This is a genomic window from Limosilactobacillus antri DSM 16041 (assembly GCF_000160835.1).
Lineage (GTDB): Bacteria > Bacillota > Bacilli > Lactobacillales > Lactobacillaceae > Limosilactobacillus > Limosilactobacillus antri.
In genome coordinates, this window is sequence record NZ_GG700733.1 from 332,325 (window position 1) to 354,931 (window position 22,607).

22 protein-coding genes and 1 riboswitch are annotated in these 22,607 nt (G+C 52.9%); of the genes, 10 read left to right on the top strand and 12 right to left on the bottom strand.

What is annotated here, in order from left to right; all coding sequences use genetic code 11:
* Nucleotides 1-71 precede the first annotated feature (71 nt).
* Both brnQ and HMPREF0494_RS05200 read left to right on the top strand, forming a co-directional pair.
* Nucleotides 72-1,424, top strand: coding sequence for a branched-chain amino acid transport system II carrier protein (gene brnQ / locus HMPREF0494_RS05195; protein ID WP_007123896.1), 1,353 nt, complete (start codon nt 72-74; stop codon nt 1,422-1,424).
* Nucleotides 1,425-1,443: 19 nt separating this feature from the next.
* Nucleotides 1,444-2,349: an ROK family protein gene (locus tag HMPREF0494_RS05200; RefSeq protein ID WP_007123897.1), complete on the top strand. Its 906-nt coding sequence runs from the start codon at nt 1,444-1,446 to the stop codon at nt 2,347-2,349.
* A 247-nt stretch (nt 2,350-2,596) separates the two neighbouring features.
* Here the strand turns inward: HMPREF0494_RS05200 and HMPREF0494_RS05205 are convergent, their stop codons facing one another.
* On the bottom strand, nt 2,597-4,537 hold the full coding sequence (locus tag HMPREF0494_RS05205; RefSeq protein ID WP_007123898.1) for an elongation factor G: 1,941 nt from the start codon (nt 4,535-4,537) through the stop codon (nt 2,597-2,599).
* Between the two features lie 3 nt (nt 4,538-4,540).
* A complete protein-coding gene (locus HMPREF0494_RS05210) occupies nt 4,541-5,011 on the bottom strand; it encodes a universal stress protein (RefSeq protein WP_040458825.1) in 471 nt (156 codons plus the stop codon).
* 245 nt (nt 5,012-5,256) lie between these two features.
* On the opposite strand from HMPREF0494_RS05210, the gene HMPREF0494_RS05215 reads away from it, so the two are divergent.
* The 3 genes from HMPREF0494_RS05215 to HMPREF0494_RS05225 all read left to right on the top strand — a co-directional run bounded on the left by HMPREF0494_RS05215 (nt 5,257) and on the right by HMPREF0494_RS05225 (nt 7,259).
* On the top strand, nt 5,257-6,270 hold the full coding sequence (locus tag HMPREF0494_RS05215; protein ID WP_040458826.1) for a lipoate--protein ligase: 1,014 nt from the start codon (nt 5,257-5,259) through the stop codon (nt 6,268-6,270).
* Nucleotides 6,271-6,396: 126 nt separating this feature from the next.
* Entirely contained in the window at nt 6,397-6,804 is a 408-nt protein-coding gene (locus HMPREF0494_RS05220) for a hypothetical protein (protein WP_040458827.1), read from the top strand.
* Complete coding sequence (locus tag HMPREF0494_RS05225) at nt 6,801-7,259, top strand: hypothetical protein (protein WP_007123902.1); 459 nt, start codon at nt 6,801-6,803, stop codon at nt 7,257-7,259. The genes HMPREF0494_RS05220 and HMPREF0494_RS05225 overlap by 4 nt, the downstream gene beginning before the upstream one ends.
* A 499-nt stretch (nt 7,260-7,758) precedes the next feature.
* Here HMPREF0494_RS05225 and HMPREF0494_RS05230 read toward each other — a convergent pair whose 3' ends face one another.
* From HMPREF0494_RS05230 to HMPREF0494_RS05245, 4 genes are all read right to left on the bottom strand, one after another.
* Complete coding sequence (locus HMPREF0494_RS05230; RefSeq protein WP_007123903.1) at nt 7,759-8,934, bottom strand: MFS transporter; 1,176 nt, start codon at nt 8,932-8,934, stop codon at nt 7,759-7,761.
* 98 nt (nt 8,935-9,032) lie between these two features.
* Nucleotides 9,033-9,731, bottom strand: coding sequence for a pentapeptide repeat-containing protein (locus HMPREF0494_RS05235; protein WP_007123904.1), 699 nt, complete (start codon nt 9,729-9,731; stop codon nt 9,033-9,035).
* Nucleotides 9,732-9,753: 22 nt separating this feature from the next.
* The gene (locus HMPREF0494_RS05240; protein WP_007123905.1) at nt 9,754-10,611 is read right to left on the bottom strand and encodes a hypothetical protein; all 858 of its coding nucleotides are present in this window, start codon (nt 10,609-10,611) and stop codon (nt 9,754-9,756) included.
* 9 nt (nt 10,612-10,620) lie between these two features.
* The gene (locus HMPREF0494_RS05245; RefSeq protein ID WP_003712436.1) at nt 10,621-11,034 is read right to left on the bottom strand and encodes a helix-turn-helix domain-containing protein; all 414 of its coding nucleotides are present in this window, start codon (nt 11,032-11,034) and stop codon (nt 10,621-10,623) included.
* A 121-nt stretch (nt 11,035-11,155) separates the two neighbouring features.
* On the opposite strand from HMPREF0494_RS05245, the gene HMPREF0494_RS05250 reads away from it, so the two are divergent.
* Nucleotides 11,156-12,133, top strand: coding sequence for an alpha/beta hydrolase (locus HMPREF0494_RS05250; RefSeq protein ID WP_040458828.1), 978 nt, complete (start codon nt 11,156-11,158; stop codon nt 12,131-12,133).
* 9 nt (nt 12,134-12,142) lie between these two features.
* Nucleotides 12,143-12,499: a DUF1304 domain-containing protein gene (locus HMPREF0494_RS05255; RefSeq protein WP_007123907.1), complete on the top strand. Its 357-nt coding sequence runs from the start codon at nt 12,143-12,145 to the stop codon at nt 12,497-12,499.
* A 210-nt stretch (nt 12,500-12,709) separates the two neighbouring features.
* On the opposite strand, the gene HMPREF0494_RS05260 is transcribed toward HMPREF0494_RS05255, so the two are convergent.
* From HMPREF0494_RS05260 to HMPREF0494_RS05280, 5 genes are all read right to left on the bottom strand, one after another.
* Nucleotides 12,710-14,692: a cation:proton antiporter gene (locus HMPREF0494_RS05260; RefSeq protein WP_007123908.1), complete on the bottom strand. Its 1,983-nt coding sequence runs from the start codon at nt 14,690-14,692 to the stop codon at nt 12,710-12,712.
* A gap of 112 nt (nt 14,693-14,804) precedes the next feature.
* Entirely contained in the window at nt 14,805-15,146 is a 342-nt protein-coding gene (locus HMPREF0494_RS05265; protein WP_007123909.1) for a hypothetical protein, read from the bottom strand.
* A gap of 38 nt (nt 15,147-15,184) precedes the next feature.
* A complete protein-coding gene (locus HMPREF0494_RS05270; RefSeq protein ID WP_007123910.1) occupies nt 15,185-15,838 on the bottom strand; it encodes an energy-coupling factor transporter transmembrane component T family protein in 654 nt (217 codons plus the stop codon).
* Nucleotides 15,828-17,225, bottom strand: a complete 1,398-nt coding sequence (locus HMPREF0494_RS05275; protein WP_007123911.1) for an ATP-binding cassette domain-containing protein — start codon at nt 17,223-17,225, stop codon at nt 15,828-15,830. Before HMPREF0494_RS05275 ends, HMPREF0494_RS05270 begins: the two co-directional genes overlap by 11 nt.
* A gap of 2 nt (nt 17,226-17,227) precedes the next feature.
* Nucleotides 17,228-17,788: an ECF transporter S component gene (locus HMPREF0494_RS05280; RefSeq protein WP_007123912.1), complete on the bottom strand. Its 561-nt coding sequence runs from the start codon at nt 17,786-17,788 to the stop codon at nt 17,228-17,230.
* A gap of 101 nt (nt 17,789-17,889) precedes the next feature.
* A riboswitch (TPP riboswitch) is annotated at nt 17,890-17,979 on the bottom strand.
* A gap of 111 nt (nt 17,980-18,090) precedes the next feature.
* On the opposite strand from HMPREF0494_RS05280, the gene HMPREF0494_RS05285 reads away from it, so the two are divergent.
* Nucleotides 18,091-18,876 (top strand): sulfite exporter TauE/SafE family protein, encoded by a 786-nt coding sequence (locus HMPREF0494_RS05285; RefSeq protein ID WP_007123913.1) that lies wholly within the window; start codon nt 18,091-18,093, stop codon nt 18,874-18,876.
* Nucleotides 18,877-18,932: 56 nt separating this feature from the next.
* Here the strand turns inward: HMPREF0494_RS05285 and HMPREF0494_RS05290 are convergent, their stop codons facing one another.
* On the bottom strand, nt 18,933-19,898 hold the full coding sequence (locus HMPREF0494_RS05290; protein ID WP_040458829.1) for a nucleoside hydrolase: 966 nt from the start codon (nt 19,896-19,898) through the stop codon (nt 18,933-18,935).
* A gap of 264 nt (nt 19,899-20,162) precedes the next feature.
* Between HMPREF0494_RS05290 and HMPREF0494_RS05295 the strand changes: the two genes are divergently transcribed.
* Together HMPREF0494_RS05295 and HMPREF0494_RS05300 are read left to right on the top strand one after the other, a co-directional pair.
* On the top strand, nt 20,163-21,161 hold the full coding sequence (locus HMPREF0494_RS05295; protein WP_007123915.1) for an NAD(P)/FAD-dependent oxidoreductase: 999 nt from the start codon (nt 20,163-20,165) through the stop codon (nt 21,159-21,161).
* Nucleotides 21,162-21,378: 217 nt separating this feature from the next.
* On the top strand, nt 21,379-22,530 hold the full coding sequence (locus tag HMPREF0494_RS05300; RefSeq protein WP_235803839.1) for a D-alanyl-D-alanine carboxypeptidase family protein: 1,152 nt from the start codon (nt 21,379-21,381) through the stop codon (nt 22,528-22,530).
* The last annotated feature ends 77 nt before the right edge of the window (nt 22,531-22,607 follow it).

Sequence of the window (22,607 nt, forward strand, 5' to 3'; positions counted from 1 at the left end):
AAATTCTTGCTGGTGCTTTTCTTATATTCCCGGTATAATTTATAGGATTATAGGTGAGGAGAGAAATAATAATGAATGAACGCTTGCGGCGGGCCCGCACCTACCTGGTGATCGGCTCACTCGTTTTTGGAATGTTGTTCGGGGCTGGAAACCTGGTCTTCCCGGTTCACCTGGGCCAACTGGCGGGAGCCAACTGGGGGCCGGCAGCGGCCGGTTTTATTAGTTCCGGGGTCCTGTTGCCCCTGCTGGCCATGCTGGCACTCAGCGTTACCCAAAGCCGGGGGCTCTTTGACCTGGCCCGGCCCGTAGGCGATTGGTTTGCCCTCGTCTTTTTAATCCTGGTTCACGCGACGATTGGCCCCCTGTGTGCCACCCCGCGGACGGCAACCGTCCCCTACGCGATTGGGATTGCCCCAGCGCTGCCAGCACGGGTGCAGCCGTGGGGCCTAGCCCTGTTTACGGGCGCGTTTTTCCTGCTGACCTACTGCTTTTCGGTTAAATCTGGGAAGGTGACGGAGATTATCGGCAAAGCCCTGAATCCGGCTTTTCTTGTGATGCTTCTGGTGATTTTTCTGCTGGCCTTCCTACGGCCGCTGGGGAGACTATCCGGCCCGCAGCCGGTCGGGAACTATTTAAGTCAGCCCTTCGCCAATGGCTTTTTGCAGGGGTATAACACAATGGACGCGCTGGCGATGCTGATTTTTGGGGTGACCGTCGTGGCGGCTGTCCAACAGCTGGGCTTCAATCCCCGGGATCGCTCCCTGGCAACGGCCAAGGGCGGGTTTATCGGCATCCTGGGGGTCGGGATCCTCTACCTCGGACTAATTTATTTGGGTACTACCAGCCGGAACCAATTTGCCCTTGCAGCCAATGGCGGAACAACCCTCAACCAGGTGGCGCACTACTACCTGGGCACCTTTGGCAACGCGTTGTTACTGACACTAGCCACGGTAACCTGCCTGACAACTGCGATGGGGTTAGTAATTGCCTTTTCGCAGGATTTTCACCAGCGGTTCCCGCAGGTTGCCTACCGCACCTTTTTGCGGTGGAACTGTTTTCTATCTTTTTTAATCGCCAACCTTGGTTTGGACCAGATCGTGACCTGGTCAACCCCGGTATTGATGTTCCTCTACCCCCTGGCAATCGTGCTCATCCTTGTGGCGCTGGCGTCACCACTGTTTGACCGGGCCCCGGTCGTTTACCGCTGGGCCCTGGGCCTGACGCTAATTCCCGCCTGCTTTGACCTGGTGGGTAGTCTCCCGCCGTTTTTCCAGCGGTGGGGAGGCCGCCGGTGGTTAACGGCCTGGGCGGGGCAGCACCTGCCACTGTTTACAAGCGGCTTTGCCTGGCTGCCCTTTGCGGTTGTTGGGACAGTCATTGGCTTAGCCGTCTGGCAGTACCAGCGGTATAATACAGGTAAATGATACGAGGGGGAGTGAGCAAGTGCAACGCTACTATTTAAGCATTGATATTGGAGGAACAACGCTCAAGAGCGCCCGGATTGATCATTCCGGCAATATTACTGCAACGGACCAGTTGCCCACGCCCCGGCGCGTGGCTGACTTTTTGGCAGCACTTGCCCAGCTGATCCATACCAGTCAAGGGGTCCACGCCATCTGTGTGAGCGTTCCCGGGATTGTTAATCCCCGTTCCGGCAAGGTAGAGTTTACAGGCGCCCTTGGCTTCATGGGGGAGTTTAACCTGGCGGAGTACGTACGTCAGCTAACCGGGTTGCCGGTCTACGTGGGCAATGATGCTAATTGTGCAACCTTAGCTGAGATGTGGCTGGGCAACCTGACGACGGTGGATAACGGGGCGGTCGTGACCTTGGGAACTTCAGTCGGCGGGGGACTGATGATTAATGGCCAGCTTTTCGCCGGGCCGCATTTTCGGGCTGGTGAAATTAGTGCCATCGTCAATAACCACGACCACTTAGACCCCCATGAGGCCACGGTCGGCGCCAGCACGTCGGCCGTAAAAATGATTGCGGCGGTGGCGACGGCTTGTGGCTTGCCGGATTCTAGGGATGGTCGCCGGGCGTTTGTGGAAATTAACCGGCATAATCCAGCAGCCTGGGGAATCTTCACGGCCTTTTGTCGGCGGGTGGCAGTCCTGCTAGTTAACGTCCAAGCCGTCGTTGACCTTGAACGAATCTTGATTGGCGGTGGGATTAGTGCCCAGCCGGTGGTTGTCAGCGAGATTCGGCACCAGTTTAAGCTGCTTCAGGAGAGTGACCGCCGTTTACAAGACGATATCGTGATGCCGGATATTCAGGCTGCTAAGTTTGGCAACGAGGCTAACTTGCTGGGAGCCTTATATGGCCTGCTCCTCCAGCTTGAGGAAAAATAGAATATAATAAGACGCTTGGGAGCGTGACAAACCGTGAAACAGAAATCAGGATGATTTCGTTTTTGAACGGTTCTAACGCGGAAGTCATTTATGACTTCGTCTTCACGCCCCCGTCGACGCGCAGCTAGTTTTTAGAAAGCACAAAGAGGGCTTCAGAGTTCGGCTTTGCCGAGCACTGAAGCCCCTTTGTGTACTGCGCTGTTCGTATTTTATTTAAGTAATAGTTATGTCACAGCCCCGTGTGACTTTATTTTTGGTATGGAAAATGGGCCTTGGAAGGAACTTGCTCCCAGTTGACGGGGTAGCCTGCGCCGTGAGCACAGAAAACCGAATCTGGCGTATTGGCAAGGTCCGCTACCGGATCGTATTGGTGAACAGCAATGACCGCCGCGGCGTTGTGGCATGGACGGTAGCCGGCAACGACACACTCCAGCTGGCCCTGACCATGGCTATAATTGCGAACGGTGATGGCGTAATCACGCATCGTGGCCACCGGCCCACTTCCGGTGATGGTGGTCAATGCACCATTGTCGCCTTCCGTGAGCTGAAAATCCGCGCCCATCCCCTGCAGGTCGTTGATTGCCCGGCCCACCTGCTCCTGGGGAATGGTTAACCGGTATTGGTACCAGGGCTCTAGCAGGACGCAGGCTTTCTGGGCCCGCAGTTCCATTAAACCCTGGCGGACGGCCCGCCAAGTGGCTTCCCGAAAGTCGCCGCCGACGGAGTGGACGATGCTGCCCTTCCCGCCAACCAGGGTAATCTTAACGTCGGTTAGGGGCGCTCCAATGAGGACGCCACGGTGTTCCTTGGCGCCCAGGCTCGTCATGACCTGCTCTTGCCAGTTGTGGCTTAGGACGTCTTCGCGGCATTGACTGGCAAACGTTAAGCCGCTGCCAGGGAAACCGGGCGCTAAACGCAGGTGGACTTCGGCGTAGTGGCGGAGCGGTTCAAAGTGGCCGACTCCTTCCACTGGCTGCGCGATTGTTTCGCGATAGAGGATCTGACCGCCGGTAAAATGGAGCTGGAGGCCGTACCGCTGTGCTAGTCGCTGCTCAAGGACCTCCTTTTGAACGGTGCCCATCAGCTGGACGCGGACTTCTTGGAGCTGCTGGGACCAGGACAGCTTAAGCTGGGGGTCCTCGTCTGCCAGTTCGTGCAGGGCCCTAAGGTATGGCCGGGGATTATCAGTATCGATTTTGGCCGCGTAGGATAGGACTGGCTGCAGGCGGGGCTGGGGCGCCGTTGTGGCGTGGCCAAGTCCCTGCCCCGGGTACGTGGAAGTCAGGCCAGTAATGGCACAGATGCCGCCCGCCGGCACCTCCTGCTGAATGGTAAATTTATCACCATCGTAGAGCCGCACCTGGTCGGCCTTTTCACCAGGCAGAATTTCCGCCTTGGCCCGCAGCGTTCCTGAGCGAACCCGGACCCAGCTGAGCCGGTTGCCATTGCGGTCGTGGGAAACTTTGAAGACCCGGGCGGCAAAGTGGTCACCAGCTGCTGGTGGTTCGACAGTCCACTGGGCCAAGCCGTCAAGCAGCGCTTGAATCCCGGTTAGTTTCAGCGCGGAACCGGCATAGCAGGGAAAGACCTTTCGCTGGCGGATCAATTTTTGAACCTGGCTGACCGTCAGGCGGTCCGTAGCTAGGTAGTTTTCAAGGACCGCGTCGTCTTGCATCGCAATCGCTTCGGCAGTGCCGCCAGTCGTCACCGGGGCAGCAGTAAAGTCAATGCAGGCTGGTGATAATTCGGTTTGCAGCTGGTTGATGACCGCTGGAGCGTCAGCGCCTATGCTGTCGGTTTTATTAATAAAGAGGAAAGTCGGAACGTGGTAGCGGGCGAGGAGCTTCCAAAGGGTCCGTGTAGTGCCCCGGAGGCTGTCGTTAGCAGGAACCACCAACAGTGCGTAATCAAGGACCTGCAGGACCTGCTCCGTTTGAGCAGCAAAGTCAATGTGGCCCGGGGTGTCAAGGAGGGTCAGGTGGAGTTTTTGATAATCAAGGGCGGCCTGGTGCGTGAAAATTGTGATTCCCCGTTGCTTTTCCAACTGGTCGGGGTCAAGGAAGGCGTTCCCTTTGTCGACGCGGCCGAGCTGCCGCAAGTGGCCGGCTTGGTAGAGCAGCGCTTCTGTCAGGGTCGTTTTCCCCGCGTCGACGGGGGCAACCAGGCCGCTAATAATCTGCTTAGCCATTGCTTATCTCTGGGTATCGCCCGCGGCCCGCACGACGAGGACGTCACAGCGGGCAGTTCGGCTGACGTAATTAGTTACGGAACCAATCATAAAGCGTTCGACACCGGACAGTCCGGAGGCCCCGATCACGATCAAATCGGAGTGGTGGTCAGCCGGAAATTCGCGCGCGATGACCCGTTTAGGATTGCCGAACCGAATATGAATATTGACGTCGGTCACGCCCGCGGCTTGGGCCCGTTGCTTGAGGTCGTCCATTCGGTCCCGGGTAGCGTGAACCGCACTATAAGTCTGGTCAGCGGACGGACCAGCGGTGCTATAACCGTCGGTGAGCTGGTCGACCTGGGTGATTGTTAAGATATCCAGGTGGGCCCGGTTGCGCAGGGCGGCCTTAATTCCCGCTTCCAGCACCGCGGCAGTTGCTTTGGAACCATCGACAGCGACCAGGATGTTTTGGTATTGCGAATTGTCTGCCATATTAAAAACTCCTTTATTGTAGTTAAAAGTGGTTAGCGTGGTAAGGGTACGATTGGCTGCCAATCCAGCCAGTTGCTTCCGTTTCACTATTATTATACGGGTTTTCGCCGCCTTTTTTCAGCTTATTCCAATTTATTGTTTGAAAACGTTTGCAATTAGGAATACACTGGGAGTAGAAACTTAAAAGACAAATTTTGGGTTTTAGTCTAATTTTGTTATGGTTTTCACAAGATAGGAGTAGGACAATGCGTTATGTTTCAATGACTTCCCACAATATTGGGATGAACCTGGCGACTGAACAGTATTTGATGAATAATAAGGATTTTGGTCAGGAGCCGCTGGTGCTTTTTTACTATGAAGAGCCCTGCATTATTGTCGGCCGCAACCAGAATACGGCAGAAGAAATCAACCAGGACTACGTTAAGGAACACAACATTCGGGTGACCCGGCGGCTTTCCGGCGGTGGGGCCGTTTACCAAGATCTGGGAAACCTCTGCTTTAGTTTCGTGGTGCCGAGTGATAGTGAAGAGTTCGGCGACTTTAAGTCCTTCACCCAGCCAATCGTGGACGTCCTTCATAAAATGGGCGCGACGACCGTCGAAGTCAGCGGGCGGAATGACATCCTGGTTGATGGCAAGAAGTTTTCCGGCAACGCAATGTATTCAAAGAACGGCAAGACCTTCTCCCATGGAACGCTGATGCTGGACGTGGACCTGAGCGTGGTGGCGGACGCCCTCCACGTGGCCCAAGATAAGATTGCCTCCAAGGGAATCAAGTCCGTGCGGTCCCGGGTAACGAACCTGCGGCCTTACCTGGCAAAGGAATACCAGGATATTGACGTGCCGACCTTCCGGGATGACCTGATTAAGGGACTCTTCAACGTTGACAGCCTGGATGAAATCAAGGATAAGCAGTACGTGGTCACGCCAGAGGACCAAAAGGAAATTGATCAGATCTACGAGCAATACTACAACAATTGGGACTGGGTTTACGGCAAGAATCCAGAATTTACAACAAAGCGGCGGAAGCACTTTGATATGGGAACGATTGATGCCCGGTTGGACGTCAAGGATGGTGTCATCAAGAATATCAAGTTTTTCGGTGACTTCTTTGGTCCTCAGGATGTTACCAAGCTGGCCGACCAGCTGAAGGGGGTCAAGTACGACCGGGACGAAATTGCCAAGGCCCTGGAAAAGGCTGGCACGGACCAGTACATTACGGGAATCCCAACGGCAGAAATCGCCGATTTGCTGGCCTGATTGAAATTTAGTAGAATGGGAGTGTAACCGGGTGAGTTGTGTGAACGCTCATCCGACCCCGCAAGGTTAGTACAACGGGGTGCGGCGGGCACTCCCTTTTATTTTTAAATGAAGGTTGGTAATGAGATGAAGAATTCTGCTAAAGTGATCGTTGTGACGTCGGTGGCGGCGGTGTTTGCGCTAGTGCTGGATGCCATTATGTTTCTCCAGCACGGCCAGGCGTTGACCAGTCCAGGGGTCTGGGGACGATTGCTGGTGTTCGTTGTTCTGGCGGTGATCGTCAATGGACTGGCGCTGCTGAAGATGCGTTTTTGTGGCTATGCGACCATCCTTGTGAACCTCTACTTTGCAATTGCCAGTTTAGCGACTTTTCAGACGATTGACGCCCGGATGACCGTGACGGGGGTCCTGGTGCAGGGGCTCAGCGTTATTGGAATTCTCCTGGGCTGTGCGGGAATTTACTACGGTATTAGGCAACGGGCAGAGTATACCCAAGCGCGGATTAAGGAAATGGAGGAGCGAGCAAAGAAATGAAGATGACGGTAGCCGATTATTTAGGACAGATAACGGGTAACCGGGTTGTCAAAGAAGTCGTGACGAAGACGGCGGCCCAGGCCCAGCAAAAGACGACCTTAAAGACTGCCATCCAATTTATGCTTGACCAGTTTGACAAGGGTTATCTCGGCCAATATAACATTGACGTTAAGATGAAAACGGGTGACCCGGTGAGTGTCCGGCTGGAAGCTAACCTCATTAATATCCCGATGGCTGAGGCGGAACGCTTAGATGGCAAGTTGCTGGACCAGGGGCCGGAATACCCTGTTAACTTGTATATGGTGATGGAAAGTGCCGACGTTAACAAGTCGGGGCTGCGAATTGATGAGCTGGCTAATGATACTGACCAGGGCGGCAGTTTGTCGACGCTGGTGGAACGAGCGCAGGAATGGCTAGCGGAACACCTGGCGGTAGTGGCTGAGGCACGAGCATGATTCTTGCTAATTAGACTAGGTTTGGTATAATGATATTTGCGATGAGTCGAGAGGTCTGGTAGCAACCCAAATGGCTACCATTGACATTTTGACAGTGGGGCGCATTAACTCACCGGATTGTGAGGCGCCTGGTCAATAGCGAAGTGGACATCGCTATTAACCTGAGATAATATCAAAACACAGACAAAGCGGTTGGGAATTCTTCCAGCCGTTTTGTTGGTTTAAAGGCAACCGATCCCATCGTTTCTTGGTTATCAGTATAAATTTATTATGAAAGGGGTTACAATGAGGGTAGAAATAGAAGTGGAGGCGATATTATGATGCGTGAATGGTACTTCTTATTCTCCTTTATTGCGTTAATTTTCGTTGTGTTTGGGCTGTGCGTTATCTAGGCAGGGTGCAGGTAGAGCGGGAGCAAAAACGTCCCGAATCAGCTAAACAGCTGATTCGGGACGTTTAGTGTTTGCCGCGTGGCACGGCACGGTTTATTCTTATCCACTTATACCATGTGGTTCCGCATCCCAGCGTATTGCCGGCTCAAGACGATCACCAGCACAGTCGCAAGCAGGGCGTAGATCGAACCGACGTAGCCTAACCGGGTCAGTCCAGTGAACTGCACTGCTTGGGAAGCAGTAAAGGAGCCGAGGGAGATGCCGATGTTGGCAAAAATGGAATTGAGTGATGACGCCAGGTCCAACGATTGTGGATACTCTTTTTCTGCGATGTCCAAAAACATGAGCTGGGTGGAAGAACCGTAGCAGGAAAAAGCGACGCAGAGCAGGGCGACAATCAGAATCGCCAGCCACTTAAAGCTGAGCAGGGGGCCAAACGCCAGGTAGAGGACCGTCATGGCGGCGTAGATGATCGGCAGGCGGTGAATCCCCCCGCGATCGGCCAGGAACCCGCCGAACTTGTTGCCGATGATAAAGAAGATCCCCATTCCAAATAGGAGCCAGTTTAGCCAGGCATTATCAAAACCCATCCCGCTGGTAATCAACGGCCGGATATAGGTGTAAATCGTATAGTCGGCTGCGCAGATCGCCACGATGAATAGGACCCCTAACAAAACGCGGTAGTCCTTAAATAAAACAAACTGCTTTTTGAGCCCACTCTTGAATTGCGGGGTATCGCGGGGAACCAGCCAGAAGAGAAAGCAAAAGGCGATGACGGTAATGATTGTGACCATCCAAAAGCTGTCGTGCCAGGAAAAGCTGGTGCTGATGATGGTCCCAATCGGAATCCCGATGACAGAAGCAATGCTGAAACCAGCGAACACCCAGGAAACGAGACTGGCCCGCTTTTCGTAAGGAGCAACAAAACTCGCCATGACCAGGACCAGGGAAATGATAGCCCCAGCGACCGTTGCCGTTAAAATCCGCGAGAGCAGCAGGGAAATAAGGTTAGTGGCTAACGCGGTCCAGGTGTTGCCAATTAGAAAAATGACCATCAGCCACAGGAGGACGTGGTGTCGCCGCCAACGGTTAGCCAGCGAGGTAATGACTGGGGTGAAGGCCGCGTAGACAAAGGCGAAGACGGTAACCAAGAGGCCAAGCGTAGAGAGTGAATCATGGTATTCGTGGGCGATATCGGGTAGGACACCGACAATCATGTATTCATTACAGCCGAGCATAAACGCGATAAAAACAAACAGAATTGCTTGTAGACGGTACTTCATAGTAGTCCTCCTTAACTTGAATTTTTCCGTAACCAAATCATTATACGTAAAAAGCCAACTGGTAATCAAGAATAAAGTCCAGTTGGCTCGAATTAAATTTAGTATGCCATGGCTTCTTCCCTGGTCAGCCAAAAATGGATGCCAGTGGTGGAGTCGTACCAGCGGTCTGCGTTGAAATTAGCAACGGTGACCCAGTGCCCCTTCCGGTAAACAAAGTTTTCATCAACGAGGGACCAGGATTCATCATATTCCTCAGTTTGGGCGAAATTAGTGATTTTGAGGACCTTGGCCTTATTGCACCGGCAAGACGGGCGGGTCGCCGAAGTACGGAGAGCATCAGCTGGAACCAGCAATTGAACAATTCGGTCATTAAAACACTTCTTAAAGGCAACGAAGGGACCGGTTGCCGGGCAGTGGAGGCGGAACCACTTGGTCGCCGGGCTGCTGACAATCCCGGTCAGGTCGGCCCTTTCTAGGACGGCACCGTAGAGGTTTGCCCCGCTAATGTCACTGTGGCTTAAATTAGCCCGGCGCAGGGAAGCGGTCCGGAGATCAGCGTCCCGTAAGTCGGCATCCGCTAGCGAGCAGTCGTCGAGGTATGTGTTGTGGAGGATGGCGCCCTCAAGATTGGCCTGGTCAAGCACAACGTTTTGAAAATGGGCGGCAGAAAAATCGATTCCCCGCAGGTCGGCCCCCGTCAAGTCGAGGTTTGCAAACCAATGCTCCCGTAACGGCGGCCGCTTGTTGACCGGCTGGGCCGTGACCGCTTGTAATTGCGCGATGCTGCCTGTTTCCATGATGAGCCCCCAATCTAGTAGACTACTGAACCGTATAAATTTGCTCGTCAATCAGGTCAAACGAGTGCAGCTGCTGGTTCACCTTTTGCAACCGTTCATCTTGGCTGAGCTTTGCTTCCTGCCAGAACTTCTTGGAGTTGGTGGCCCCGTTTCGTTCACCGATCACCAGGAAGTGAACCTTCGGGTACTCCCGGCGCAGCAGCTGGAGAACTTCCCAGTCGGTTTCCTGTTTGTCGGGCGCCCAGGACATAATAACGAAGTCCACCTGGTCACCATATTTCTTGATTGCGGAAAGGGCGTCGAGCCGCTCGATTCCAGTAACCGGGTGTCGACCGGTTTCGTTTTCACGTACCCAGTCCTGGCTGTCCGTTGTGTAGATTTTCTGCTGGGAGTTATTGTTGCGCAAGCCCTTTGAAATATAGCCATTCCCAGCCATGATTTCTAAGACCGGTCGGCCGGCAAGGTAGTCGGAAAGGGCCTTGGCAAAGGGCGCATTGACGTAGGACCACATCCCGTACGTGTCTTCTAAATAGTCACGGAAGTTGCGTAGTGCCCGGTCGAGCTTTGGCAGAGCGTCATTATACCGGTTCCACAGTGCGTCGCCCCGCGGATCCCCCTGGGGGTACTGTTCGTTGACCCGCTGGAAAATCGTATCTTGGATATTATCCGGGAGGAGGAGGCGCGGTAATGGCTGGGGGAGGAGCCCGTTCTTTAACAGGCGGTCACTTTCCAGGACGTTATTAATGAGGTATTTGACCGCCGGAAAATCCTCGAACAGGTCCCGGTAGCCTTCTAATTCTTGAAGGTAGGGGACGGGTTTTACCGCCTGCTGGGCCTTTTTGACCCGTTTTTTTAGCTGTTTGAGTTTTTTAGGATTCATTTTACTTCACTACTTTAACTTTAGATTGAGCTGCTCCTGCTTGCCGTAAAACTTGTCGGTATCCCGCCGGTTATGCTTGCCCTTGAGGTAGCCGTCGATCAGCTGGAAGATTTCATAGCGGTCTTCGCTGGAGAGAACGGTTTGGTTGAAGGATAAGTTTTTGCTGGAGAAAAATAATTTGCCGAGGTCAAAGTCATCCCGGTCGGTTTTACCAGTCAAATAGTCGAGGCTGACGTCAAAGAATTCGGCCAGTTTACGGGCTTCAACGTATGATGGGGTCCGGATTCCCCGCTCCCAGTTACCGATTTGGGAAGCGGTATTGGGCTTTTCGTTGGGCCCGAGGTTTTGGTTGAGGTGGTTGGCCAGCTCTTTTAAGGTGATTTTTTGGCCCTTGCGCAGTGCCCGGAGTCTTTCAGGAAACATCTTCTCACTCCTTTTTAGTGTCAACTCCTATTTTACCATTGGAAACGGCATTTGCTAATGATGAATGTTACCAAGTAACAGAATGTGTGCTAAAATATGTCCGTTAATCAAAAATTACGACATGGGGTTAATTAATTTGAAAACAGAAGTTACTAAACGCCGCCATCTTTGGCGCTGGTTAATCAGCATTATTGTCCTGCTCGCCCTGGCCCTATTTGCGGCCGGGAGCTACTTCTTCACGGTGGCGATGGTGCCGAGCCACAAGTCCTTTATCCACAACTCTGACCGGATTAGCAAGAGTGATCCCTTATATGCACAGAAAATGTGGTTTAAGCAGGCTCCCAAGCAGCAATGGACAATGAAGTCAGCGCACGGCAATTACCGGCTAGTGGCTGATTACCTCCCCGCCGCCCAGCCGACTACTAAAAACGTGATTATCTTACACGGCTTCATGGGTCGGAAAGAGAAGATGGGCGAGTATGCGGCAATGTTTCACCAGCTGGGTTATAACGTTTTGCTGCCGGATGCCCGGGCGCACGGGCAAAGTCAGGGGAAATACATTGGCTACGGCTGGCCGGAACGCTACGACGTCCGCAAATGGGCGGAAAAACTGGTTACGAAGAACGGCCCGCAGAGTCAAATTGTGATCTTCGGTGTCAGCATGGGCGGGGCCACAACGATGATGACGAGTGGAATCCCGCTTCCGCACCAGGTCAAGGCACTGGTTGAGGACTGCGGCTACACCAGCTTGAACGCCGAGCTTAACTATGAAGCGGGGAACCTGTATAATATTCCCCAGGCAATCCGTGCACCGTTAATCGGGACCCTGAGTCTGATCAACCGGGTTAAGAATGGCTTTTACGTTCATGAAGCGAGCGCAACGACGATGCTGGAACGCAATCAGCGGCCGATAATGTTTATCCATGGCGGCGATGACCGCTTTGTCCCGACCCGGATGGTTTACCAAAACTATGCGGCAACGAAGGGGCCTCGGGAGTTATGGGTGGTGAAGGGTGCTAAACACGCGGCTTCGTATGAAAAGCAGCCATCCTTATACCCGCAACGGATTGCGAAATTTTTAAACCATTACGTAAAGTGAGTGAGTAAAATGCGACTGTTAATTATCTTAATGATGTTAATTGCGGTTGAACATCTGGGAATCATGGCAATGGAGATTTGGGGGCGGCCCGAACAGCAGGCACGCGCGTTTGACCTCCCGGTGGAGTATACCAGGCAGCGGCCTGCTCGGATTTCCTTTGCCAACCAGGGGATTTACAATGGGATGTTGGGGGTCCTCATTATTGCCAGCTACTGGCTGGTTCACGGGATCACTCTGATTACCGTTTGGCAGCTATTGCTGGTCTTCATCATGGTCGTGGCCCTTTTTGGCGGTTTTACAGCGACCCGGAAGATTTGGCTGTTCCAACTGCTGCCAGCGGTCGTGGCCTTCCTGTTAACGTTATAAGAAAAACTAAGGGAGTGGGAAACAACCTCCTCGACAAGGCGTATGGATAACCTAGAACGATAGTTGGCACGGTACGGGCCGGCTAGCGTTCGTAGGCAAATAGCATTGCTTCGCGGCGTTATACACTAGCCTTGTGGTTGCGACACGAAGTTAGCCTGTAGGTTTTCCACGTTATCTTTGTAATAGTTAAGAACTAACATGAGGCTGGTGCTAGTCAAGGGATTGAACGTAGACGAGTTCATCCGTGGAGATTTGCTCGTTGAGGGCGTTGGCGAGCTCTTGGGAGAGGTTGCCAGCGACCAGCTGTTCCTGAACGTAGCTGTGTTCGAGTTGGAACGCTTCGATAAACAGACTGGTAGCAATGTCGGTATCAATCGATGCTTCACGGGTAAAGAACCGCTTCTTCTGCAGGTAGATGTGGTTAACCATGGCCACCTCAATGACGTTTTGGGGCGTGGAAACCGAGTGGAGATACTTTTCCACGTTCCGGTAAAGCAGCTTTTGAATTTCAATAATGCCTTGCCGTTCGTTGTGAGTAATCAACTGGTGACCCGTATCGCTATTGAGCGGTCCGTGGCTCTTGAGGTGCTTTTTTAGTCGGCGCCGGCGTGCATACCGCCACTTGATCCGGTGCCAGAGGATTACCCAGGATTCACGGAAACTGTGGCGGCTACCCCGGAAAACTGACCGGGCGACGAAGCTAGCGTAAAATTCCGCCTGCTTTTCGGTAATGGTGCCGTCGTCCGTGAGCTGGTCCAGGGTTGCCAGTTCGACCTGGTGGGCCTTTTTGACCAGTTGCTCAAAGAGTTCCCGGTTGAAAGTGTGAAACTGCCGGATCTGGCTGGCCAGCTGGTCAGCAACGAAGGCCTGTTCCCGCCGGTGGTCGTTATTGCTATGGAGGACGTTGATGGCGTGGTGGACGGTCTTATTAAACGCTTGTTGGAACTCCTCTTCAGTATAGTCGCGGGATTTTGGTGGCAGTAATAGCGGGTAGGCTACGGCGCCAACAATAATGCTGATGAGGATCACAAACGCCGCGATTAAGATCATTGAATTCCGGAAAGCAAAGGTATGATGGTTGATCATCACCGGCAGGGAGAAGGCCAGTGCCAGGGTGATCGTTCCGTGAATACCCCCAATCGCCATCAGGAGGCTGTCCCGATTACGGTTTTCTTGTGCCGAGTGGATATTGACCAGGCGAAAACGGGTCCATAAAAAGCGGAGCAGAGTCATGATGATATAGAGCGCCAGGGCAATCCACAGCAGGTTGAGCAGGTTTCGGGGAGCGGTGCGGCGGAGAACCTGAGGAAGCATCACGCCCAGGAGGACGAACACGACTCCGTTCAAGGCGTCACTGATGATGGTCCAGATCGTGGTGGTGGCCATTTGAACCTTGGTTGAGGTTAGCCGCAGGCGGTCATAGAGGATACTGTGGACGATTCCTGCCGAAACGACGGCTAAGATACCGGAAAGGTGCAGTTCTTCCGCTAGCCAGTAGACGACGATCGGGGTCATGACGTTGATCGGGATAACGATGGAGGCAATGTCAACGTGGTTGCGCATCAACCGTTGCCGAAGGCTGATTACCAGGTTCCCCATGATTGCCCCGAAGATGATCCCGCCAAAAAAGACGTAGGCAAAGATCCACAGGCTGTGACCCAATGAGAATTCACCTGACTGGTAGGCGGCCAGGGAAAGGTCGAGGAGGACGATCCCTGAGGCGTCGTTGAAGAGTGACTCGTATTCCAGGGCGCCATTGACGTTTTCCGGGACCGTCATGTTGGAGGTAATTGACTTCACCGCTACCGCATCAGTCGGGGTAATAATCGATGCCAGCATGAAGGCCAGGGCAAACGGAAAGACGGTTGGCAGGGCGAGGTGCAGGATGGCCCCCGAAATCAGGACGGTTACCAGTGCGAGGAGAACCGAGATTGACAAAATTGACTTATAATTACTGGACAGGTAGCGGAACGACTGGTTTTGGCCGTCGTTGAACATCAATGGTGCAATTACGACCATCATAAATAGTTCCGGGTGCATCGTAAAGTCGGTGGCCGAGGTTGGCAGTGAAGCTAGCAGGACCCCCGCAATGATTTGGTAAATGGATAGCGGGAGCTTGGGATATACCAAGTGAATGACGTTAGCAACAACCACGGTCGTAAACAGCAGAATAATTCCTAAAAGCAAGCCCATAAGATTAACATTCTCCCCTTTATAGCGCTAAACGGCCCCACCATTCGGGCAAGACGAATACCGGGGCCGGATAAATATTTCGACAAGGCGTAAAACAGTCCACTGGCCGCACCTAATCCCGCCCTAACAGCATTTTGACCCCCATCGCAACGTTGTAGATAAACAACAAAAGGGCGATCAGGAGGGCAAAGGTCAGCAGGACCCCGAGGAGCGCCCCCGCGTGGAAAGTATAGCTGCGCAGGGCACCGATGCTGACGACCAGCGCGGCAAAGATAACGTAAAGCAACGGGAAGATCTGGCTCCAAAAGGCCTTGCTGGCGTTGTGAACAATTGAGGCCTCGTCACTCGCCCGGGCGATGATCCAGACGATTAAGGGAAAAACAACTGGTAGAAAGAAGATGCTGAAGTAGGAAAGTGCGTTGACAATTCGTGTGGAAATACTGTTATTATTCATAAGCGTTCCTTCCTTTTTCCTATATTATGACTGATAAGTTAAGGAAGCGCAATTATTACTATTTGAACGATTAGTAAAATTAAAAATAGGGTTAGCCAGTCACGCTTGGTTATCTTGATCACCTGAGCGGCGGAACGGGGAGCCCCTTCCTTAAAGCCGTGCGTTTCCATTGCCTGAGCCAACTGGTCAGACCAGGCGATGGCGGACAGGATTGCTTTGAAGTACAGGGTCGGTGACCACCAGTGGAGGATTACTCCCCGCATTTGCCCAGCAACCCGAATGGTAACCACGTTTTGTTTGATCCGGGGAAGCAGGTTGAGGGCTGCCAGAAAGCCATAGGCAAATTTGCTGGGCAGGCGACAGTTCTGTTCTAGTGATCGGATCAAGGTGAGCTTGCTGGTAGTTAGTGTGACGGCTGCTCCAACACTGACGTAGCAGTACAGGCGGCTAACCAGCACCCAGGCAAAGAAGAGGTTGCGCGTGGGGGAGAAAAAGCCGATGGTCATAAAGAGGGCTGCCGCCGGAATCATGGTGATAAGCAGGAGCTGGCCTAGTTTGCCCCAGGGAACCGCTTGGGCAACGAGGTAGGCCAGGGCGGCTGCGATGATAACGAGGTTACCAAGAAGGTGGTCGGTGAAAGTTATTTCCAGGGAAATAATCAGGGCCAGGATTAACTTAAAACTAGGGTTCATGGTAGTCCTCCTCATAATTGAGCCGGTGCCCGCTCAGGTGCAGGTGAAAGTCGATTAACTGGTCAAGGGCAGTCAACTGGTGGCTGATAATCAGTATTGATTGCGGCTTAGCGGCCTGGGCAGCCTTAATTAGCTGGCAGACGTTTAGCAGGGATTGCCGGTCAAGACCCGCAAATGGCTCGTCCATCAGCAGCACCGGCTGCCCCATCATTAGCATTAACAGGAGCTGGAGTTTTTTTCGCTGCCCCCCGCTGAGGGAATAGACCACCCGCTCGTCCAAACCAGCTAGCCCTAACAGCTGTAAGGCGGTTGGCAAGTGAGTTTGAAAATAGGGGTGGTGTCCGTTGCGCTTGCTCAGGGCTAATTCTTCAGCGACGGTTACGTTAATAAACTGGTCGTCGGCATGTTGAAAAACGAGACCGACGTCAGCGCGGTACTGCCGGTTCTTAATTTGGCGGATTTCTTGTCCGGTATAGGCAATTTGCCCCTGGTAGGGAACCAGCTTGGTCAGGGCCCGGAAGAAGGTTGATTTGCCACTGCCGTTGGCGCCGGTTATCAGGGTAATCTTGTCGCGGAATAGTGCAAGTTTCGGCAGGTTCAGCAATTCATGGCTGCCCCGCTTGAGCCGGACGGCCGTCAGTTGAAACGTGGTGGGGAGCTCGGCACCTGGCCGCGCGGTCCGGAGGGGCTGCCGGGCGCGTTCATCAGCAGCGATTAGCAACTGCGCACTAGCAGCCGGGGAGTGGCGAGTGACCCGTCCCGCCTGGAACTGGTAGACCAGGGGATGCAGCTTTTGGTAGCCGTGACAGTCGTGGTCGGCAATTAAGATTGTGATGCCCTGGTTCACTACCAGCTGTTGCAGCTGACCGATCAGGAAGTGCCGGCTTTCTTCGTCAATACTGGCGAATGGTTCGTCGAGCAGGAGCACCTTCGCCTGCCGGGCAATTGTGACGGCCAGGGCGACCCGTTGCTGTTGGCCGCCGGATAGGGTGGTCAGCTGGCGGTCTGCTAAGTCAGTGATTTTACAAAAGTGCAGGGCCGCTGTTACTCTGGCGGCAATTTGCTCGTGGGGGACCCGTTCGTTTTCGAGAACAAATTCTAACTCGTGCCGGGGCGTATCCAGGGCAGACTGCATCAGGGGGTCTTGAAAGAGCATTCCGATGGTTGGTTTTCCGGCTGGAAAATTAATCCGCCCGTTAGTGAGGTGGCCGCCATACTTAGGCAGCAAGCCGGCAATCAAGCGGAGAAGGGTTGACTTTCCGCAGCCGGACGGCCCGGTCAATAGGGCCACGCTGCCAGCGGGGAAACTCGTGGTGAGCGCTTTAAGGACCTCCTGGTGGTCGTAAGCAAATGAGAGTTGCTGAACGTCAATGATATTGTTAGCCATGGCTAACTCCGGATTACGTGCGCCCGCGTCAGCAGGTTGACAATTAATTTAACCAGGATCCCGGAAAAGATCAGCATCGAGAGGAACCGTGCGACGAGCATAATCAGCAGCATATTGGGCGCAAAGTGGCTATAACCGTTCCGGAACCAATCCCAGGCAAAGGTGACGATGGTGGTCGTGACGCTCGTTAAGATAACGGTGAGCCAGTTGTAAACCTTATAGAGGGTTAACGTAAACCCTAATTCCGTCCCAATCCCCTGAACTGCTCCGGAAATCAAGTTAGAGGCCCCCCATTGGTCACCGAGGAACATTTCCACAGCGGCACCGAGAAATTCACCGAGGAAGGAAGAACCAGGGATACGGAGTAAGAAACCGGCGAGCGGCCCGGCCATGCACCAAATTCCCATTGTAAGGTCATTGGCGATTGGTCCGTAGCCTACCGGTGTTAAGAGAACAGTCAAACCGTTGTAGACAAAAGCCGCAGCATAGTAAATCACCCCAAAGATAATTGCAATTAGGGCTAGCAAAATAATGTCGCGTAAGTGGAAAGTACGTTTGTGCATTGTAAGACACTCCTTAGAAAAAATTAAGATTAAGGCGGTCTTTAGGCAAAATAAAACCCCGGGACACAGTTATCCCCGGGGTATCATTAACTCAACTATGAATTGATCTTACCGATTCTTCCTCCGCTGGTGTTAACCAGGTCAGGTTCAATGGGTATTATCTCAGCCAGATGGCACCCCAGACATCGTATTAATCTTGCCGTTATTATAATGGAAAAGCCGGGGAAATTCAAATTAGCAACGCCGGCCGCCCACTGAAAGTTGTACAATAAAGCTGTTAATTTTACTTGTGGAGGAATACAATGTCTGGAATCACTCTTTTCATCATTCTGGTTATCGTTGGCCTGTTAGCCGGAATCGTCAGCGCTGCGGCCGGCTTAGCCTCTTTGATTTCCTATCCCGCGCTGCTGATGATGGGGCTGCCGCCCGTGATGGCTAACGTTACAAGCGCCTGGTCGACGGTCGGGAGTGCTTATAGTTCGATTGCGGCCTCGACTAAGGAGCTACGGCATGATAAGCGGCAGATGTGGTTGATTGTCCCGTTGGTTTTTGTTGGGGCCGTATTGGGAGCAATCCTGCTGTTTACATTACCCGGGAAATTTTTTCAGGAATTAGTGCCATTTTGCATCGGGATCGCGGGGTTGATTTTGATCTTCCCGCACCGGCCGCGGCAAGCGCAAGCAGCAATGGCGGCTAATAGCCACTCCCTCGGCCGGCACCGACTCGACACTCTTTTGACCGCCCTCGGGGTATTTCTGGTGGGCATTTACGCGGGCTACTTTAATGCGGGCGCTGGAATCATGATGTTGACCCTCCTGGCCGTTGTTAACCGCCAAAAGACTTTTGCCGTCAATAACGCCTTAAAGAACGTGGCAATGACGGTAACCAATACCATTGCGGTCATCATCTTTGCGGTTGAAACAACGATTGAATGGAATTTCGTAATCCCGCTGTTTATTGGTAACGTTATTGGCGGCGCTTTAGGACCGGTTATTGTTCGGCGGGTACCGAGCCGGTTAATGCAAATTATCGTGGGTGGCGGCGCCCTAGTCCTCGCTGTTTCCCTGCTGATTCGGAATCTATTGTAAAAGAAACGAGCTGCGGTGCGCTTCTCGAAAGGAGCGGTCGCAGCTCGTTATTTAGATTAGTGTTGCTTGAATAAGCCGGTTAGGTGATCCATGAAGGCGTTTAGGTAGCGTTCCTTGTCCACGTTGACGGCAACCTTTACGTTCGGGTTCGGGTCGTTCAGCTTAGCGTTGTCACCAACTGTCCGGCCGTAGAATGGGCTGTCCGGGTCGTATTCACAGCGCAGGAAGAGGCTGATGGTCTTGACAAAGGAAGGGTCAATTCCCACTCCAACCGCCAGCGGATCGTGCAAGGCACAGCCATTTTTATCGATGTCCAAGTTGTAGTAGGCATCAATGTAGAAGTCGGTGATGTCGGCATAGGCTTTTCCGGCAGCGGTGCCGAGGTCGCGCCATTGCTGCGTTTCCTTCTTCGTCAAGAGGGTCCGCAAGGTAACGTCCAGGCCAACCATCGTCAGCGGCAGGTTCGATTTGAAGACTTCATCGGCGGCCTTGGCATCCTGGTTAATGTTTGCTTCCGCGGCCGGGGTAACGTTTCCATCAACGGTCAGGGCGCCGCCCATAAAGGTGACGTTACCAATCAGGTCGGCGATTGCCGGGTCTTTCTTCAGGGCGGCTGCCAAGTTGGTCATTGGGCCAGTTGGGATAATAATCAAGTCCTTGCCGTATTTGTGAGCGGCCTCGATGTAGAAATCAACGCCGGAATCTTCTTCCACAGCCCGTTGTGGAGTTGGCAATTCGACATCGCCAATCCCGTTGTCCCCGTGGATATCCTTAGAAACTTGCATAACGTCGAAGTGGTCCGTCGTGCTGGAGTGAGGTAAGCCCTTGTAAACCGGAATGTCAGTATGACCGAGCAGTTCTAGCAGCTTTAAGCTGTTTTCTGCACAGATGTCGAGCAGGTTATTACCGTATGAGCTGACAATTCCAATCAGGTCAACTTCAGGGTCAGCCAGCGCGTAGGCGATTGCTAAAGCGTCATCGACACCAGTATCCAAATCGAGGATCATTTTCCGTTTTGCCATAATTTGTCCCTCCAAGATGTTAACTAAAAACTTATCTACCACTTTATCATAAATTACCGCCAGCTTAAAAACAACGGCAGTGATAGCGCTTTAGTTAAAATTTTAACATTGCTATAACAACACGTCAAACCTTTTACTGAAGATACCGGCCGCATTTCTCATGAGGGTCGTTGGGGCGGGAGGGACTTGTTCGGCAGTGGACGAAGTGGTGCAATCGGGGAGTAATGATATAATGAGGACAGCTTAAAACGAAAGGATAACAATATGGCAGAAGAAAAGTATGACGTAACGATAATTGGTGGCGGTCCGGCAGGAATGTTTGCCGCTTTTTATTGCGGGTTGCACGAGTTAAAGACCCAGTTGGTGGAAAGCCTGCCGCAGCTTGGCGGACAGGTTGCCGCCTTGTATCCCGAAAAGCAGGTTTGGGATGTTGCGGGGATGCCTGGAGTTAGCGGCCAGGAGCTGGTAGACCGGCTGGAACAGCAAATGGCGGTTGCCCCGGTTGACCGGTACTTAAACGAGACCGTTGAGGATGTTATCAAGGAGGATGACGGGAGTTTTACGATTAAAGCAGCAAAACGAACTTCACGGTCCCGCGCGGTTGTGATCGCTCTCGGCAATGGTGCGTTTACACCCCGGAAATTGAGCTTGGACGGGGCAGATGAAGCAGAAGGGCACCAGCTGCACTACTTTGTTAACCACGTAGCGGATTATAAGGACCAGCGCGTGGCCGTCCTCGGTGGCGGGGATTCGGCGATTGACATTGCGCTGATGCTGGAACCGGTCGCAAAGGAAGTCAGCATTGTCCACCGGCGGGATGAATTCCGCGGCCTGGAGCATACGGTTAGCCGGTTGCAGCGATCCCGGGTGCACCTGGTGACCCCCTACCTGCCGAAGAAAATTCAGGTCGAAGACGATCGAACCGTTACCTTGGGGCTTAAAAAGCGCCGCAGTGACGAGGAAAAGCAGCTGAACGTGGACCAGCTGATTGTTAACTACGGTTTTACATCAAATAATGCGGCCCTTGATGAATGGTCGCTGGACTTGGCGAGCGATCACCAGCTAATCAAGGTTGACTCAACGATGAAAACCAATATTGACGGGGTATATGCAATTGGGGATGGGGTGACCTACCCGGGAAAGGTTCCGTTGATTGCCGCTGCGTTTGGTGAGGCGCCGACGGCCGTTACGGCGTTAGCAAAAAAGCTGTACCCTGATAAAAAAATGGCGATGCACAGTTCGTCTATGGGAATTGGTAAGTAGTGGGAAAGGTTAGCGGAACGCTTCGGTGGTTACGGAGTGTTTCGCTTTTTTTGCACTAGTTACCGGGTCGACGATTGTAATCTGTTGGCAGCATTAATATAATGGGAGTGTTTTAATAGTCAGTAATGGTGGGGAGAACAAGTTGATGAACGTTAGGAAGATTTTAGTGCTAATCATGATACTGCCGCTTATGCTGGCCGGGATAGCTACGGATGCAATGGCAAGTGACCGGATTAATGCGCGGGCGGCGGTGATGATTGATGCTTCGACCGGGCAGGTGCTTTACGAACAAAACGCTAACCAGAAGCTGCCGGTAGCGTCAATCAGCAAGCTATTAACGGTGGCGGTAATTCATGACGAACTTAAGCAGCGGGTCATTACCGCCGATACAAAGGTCAACGTGTCTAGTGACGTGGCTGCGATTGCCAGCGACCCGAGCTATTCCGCAATTGGGGTGCAGGCGGGACAGGCTTATACTGTCCGGGAGCTGCTGAACGCGGCGATGGTAAAGTCAGCGGATGGGGCGACGCTGGCACTGGCCGGAGCTGATGGTAGCAATATGGAAGAATTCAACCTCAAGATGGATCAAAAGGCCAGGGAGATCGGTCTTAGGAACTTTACGATCGTGAATCCGGTGGGCCTGACGAACGGGGACCTGAAAGGGTTGAAGTTGGAGCAGTATGCTGATAATGCGGAGAATGCGATGACGGCAAACGATGTTGCTCGCTTGGCCCGCTACTTGATTCAAACTTACCCGGACTTGCTTCAGGTGACGGCACAACGGAGTGCGAATTTTTATATTGCTAAGGATAAGGCCACGAAAGCTGAGAACCTGAATAAGATGCTGCCAGGAGACCGGTACGCGGTTAGCGGGGTTAAGATTGATGGGTTGAAGACAGGGACATCTGCTGCGGCTGGTCCGTCATTTGTCAGTACCGGCCTTTACCGGGGCCACCGGGTAATAACCGTCGTCCTCCATGCCAATGGCGCCGGCGGTGACGCTCGTTTTATTGCCACCCAGCAGTTATATGACCGGCTAAAACATATGAAGACAGAACAAATTGCGCTGCCACACTGGTTATACCGGCAGCAGGTTGCAAACGGGACCCAACGAACGGTCGCTGTTAAGCCCCACCAGGTCAGTGTTTGGGGTAATAAAACCGTTAAGAATTACAGCCTGGCGGTGAAGCTAAATTGTCATGGTCGGAATGGCAAAGTCCTGGCCCCAGTTGGTGCCGACGAAAGAATTGGCAATCTGGAAGTTGCCAGCCACGACGTCCGGACGGTTGATGGTGAGCCGCTTACGTATGGCCTTTACAGTAGCGAGCACGTCCCCGTCGGCAACTTTTGGCAACGGTTGTGGCATTAGAAGGATTTTTTTGAGGTGGCAATCGCCATTTGATGAATGATAGAATGTAGACAGTTTTAAGTAGAAAAGAGGGGTAT

Bases quoted from the DNA above. Each gene is read 5' to 3' on its own strand.
- HMPREF0494_RS05255 (WP_007123907.1), top strand. From the start codon at position 12,143: ATGCGACTGTTAATTATCTTAATGATGTTAATTGCGGTTGAACATCTG.
- HMPREF0494_RS05205 (WP_007123898.1), bottom strand. From the start codon at position 4,537: ATGGCTAAGCAGATTATTAGCGGCCTGGTTGCCCCCGTCGACGCGGGG.
- HMPREF0494_RS05270 (WP_007123910.1), bottom strand. From the start codon at position 15,838: ATGAACCCTAGTTTTAAGTTAATCCTGGCCCTGATTATTTCCCTGGAA.
- HMPREF0494_RS05265 (WP_007123909.1), bottom strand. From the start codon at position 15,146: ATGAATAATAACAGTATTTCCACACGAATTGTCAACGCACTTTCCTAC.
- HMPREF0494_RS05215 (WP_040458826.1), top strand. From the start codon at position 5,257: ATGCGTTATGTTTCAATGACTTCCCACAATATTGGGATGAACCTGGCG.
- HMPREF0494_RS05285 (WP_007123913.1), top strand. From the start codon at position 18,091: ATGTCTGGAATCACTCTTTTCATCATTCTGGTTATCGTTGGCCTGTTA.
- HMPREF0494_RS05290 (WP_040458829.1), bottom strand. From the start codon at position 19,898: ATGGCAAAACGGAAAATGATCCTCGATTTGGATACTGGTGTCGATGAC.
- HMPREF0494_RS05210 (WP_040458825.1), bottom strand. From the start codon at position 5,011: ATGGCAGACAATTCGCAATACCAAAACATCCTGGTCGCTGTCGATGGT.
- HMPREF0494_RS05245 (WP_003712436.1), bottom strand. From the start codon at position 11,034: ATGTTTCCTGAAAGACTCCGGGCACTGCGCAAGGGCCAAAAAATCACC.
- HMPREF0494_RS05280 (WP_007123912.1), bottom strand. From the start codon at position 17,788: ATGCACAAACGTACTTTCCACTTACGCGACATTATTTTGCTAGCCCTA.
- HMPREF0494_RS05220 (WP_040458827.1), top strand. From the start codon at position 6,397: ATGAAGAATTCTGCTAAAGTGATCGTTGTGACGTCGGTGGCGGCGGTG.
- HMPREF0494_RS05250 (WP_040458828.1), top strand. From the start codon at position 11,156: ATGGGGTTAATTAATTTGAAAACAGAAGTTACTAAACGCCGCCATCTT.
- HMPREF0494_RS05225 (WP_007123902.1), top strand. From the start codon at position 6,801: ATGAAGATGACGGTAGCCGATTATTTAGGACAGATAACGGGTAACCGG.
- HMPREF0494_RS05275 (WP_007123911.1), bottom strand. From the start codon at position 17,225: ATGGCTAACAATATCATTGACGTTCAGCAACTCTCATTTGCTTACGAC.
- HMPREF0494_RS05300 (WP_235803839.1), top strand. From the start codon at position 21,379: ATGGCAAGTGACCGGATTAATGCGCGGGCGGCGGTGATGATTGATGCT.
- brnQ (WP_007123896.1), top strand. From the start codon at position 72: ATGAATGAACGCTTGCGGCGGGCCCGCACCTACCTGGTGATCGGCTCA.
- HMPREF0494_RS05235 (WP_007123904.1), bottom strand. From the start codon at position 9,731: ATGGAAACAGGCAGCATCGCGCAATTACAAGCGGTCACGGCCCAGCCG.
- HMPREF0494_RS05230 (WP_007123903.1), bottom strand. From the start codon at position 8,934: ATGAAGTACCGTCTACAAGCAATTCTGTTTGTTTTTATCGCGTTTATG.
- HMPREF0494_RS05240 (WP_007123905.1), bottom strand. From the start codon at position 10,611: ATGAATCCTAAAAAACTCAAACAGCTAAAAAAACGGGTCAAAAAGGCC.
- HMPREF0494_RS05260 (WP_007123908.1), bottom strand. From the start codon at position 14,692: ATGGGCTTGCTTTTAGGAATTATTCTGCTGTTTACGACCGTGGTTGTT.
- HMPREF0494_RS05295 (WP_007123915.1), top strand. From the start codon at position 20,163: ATGGCAGAAGAAAAGTATGACGTAACGATAATTGGTGGCGGTCCGGCA.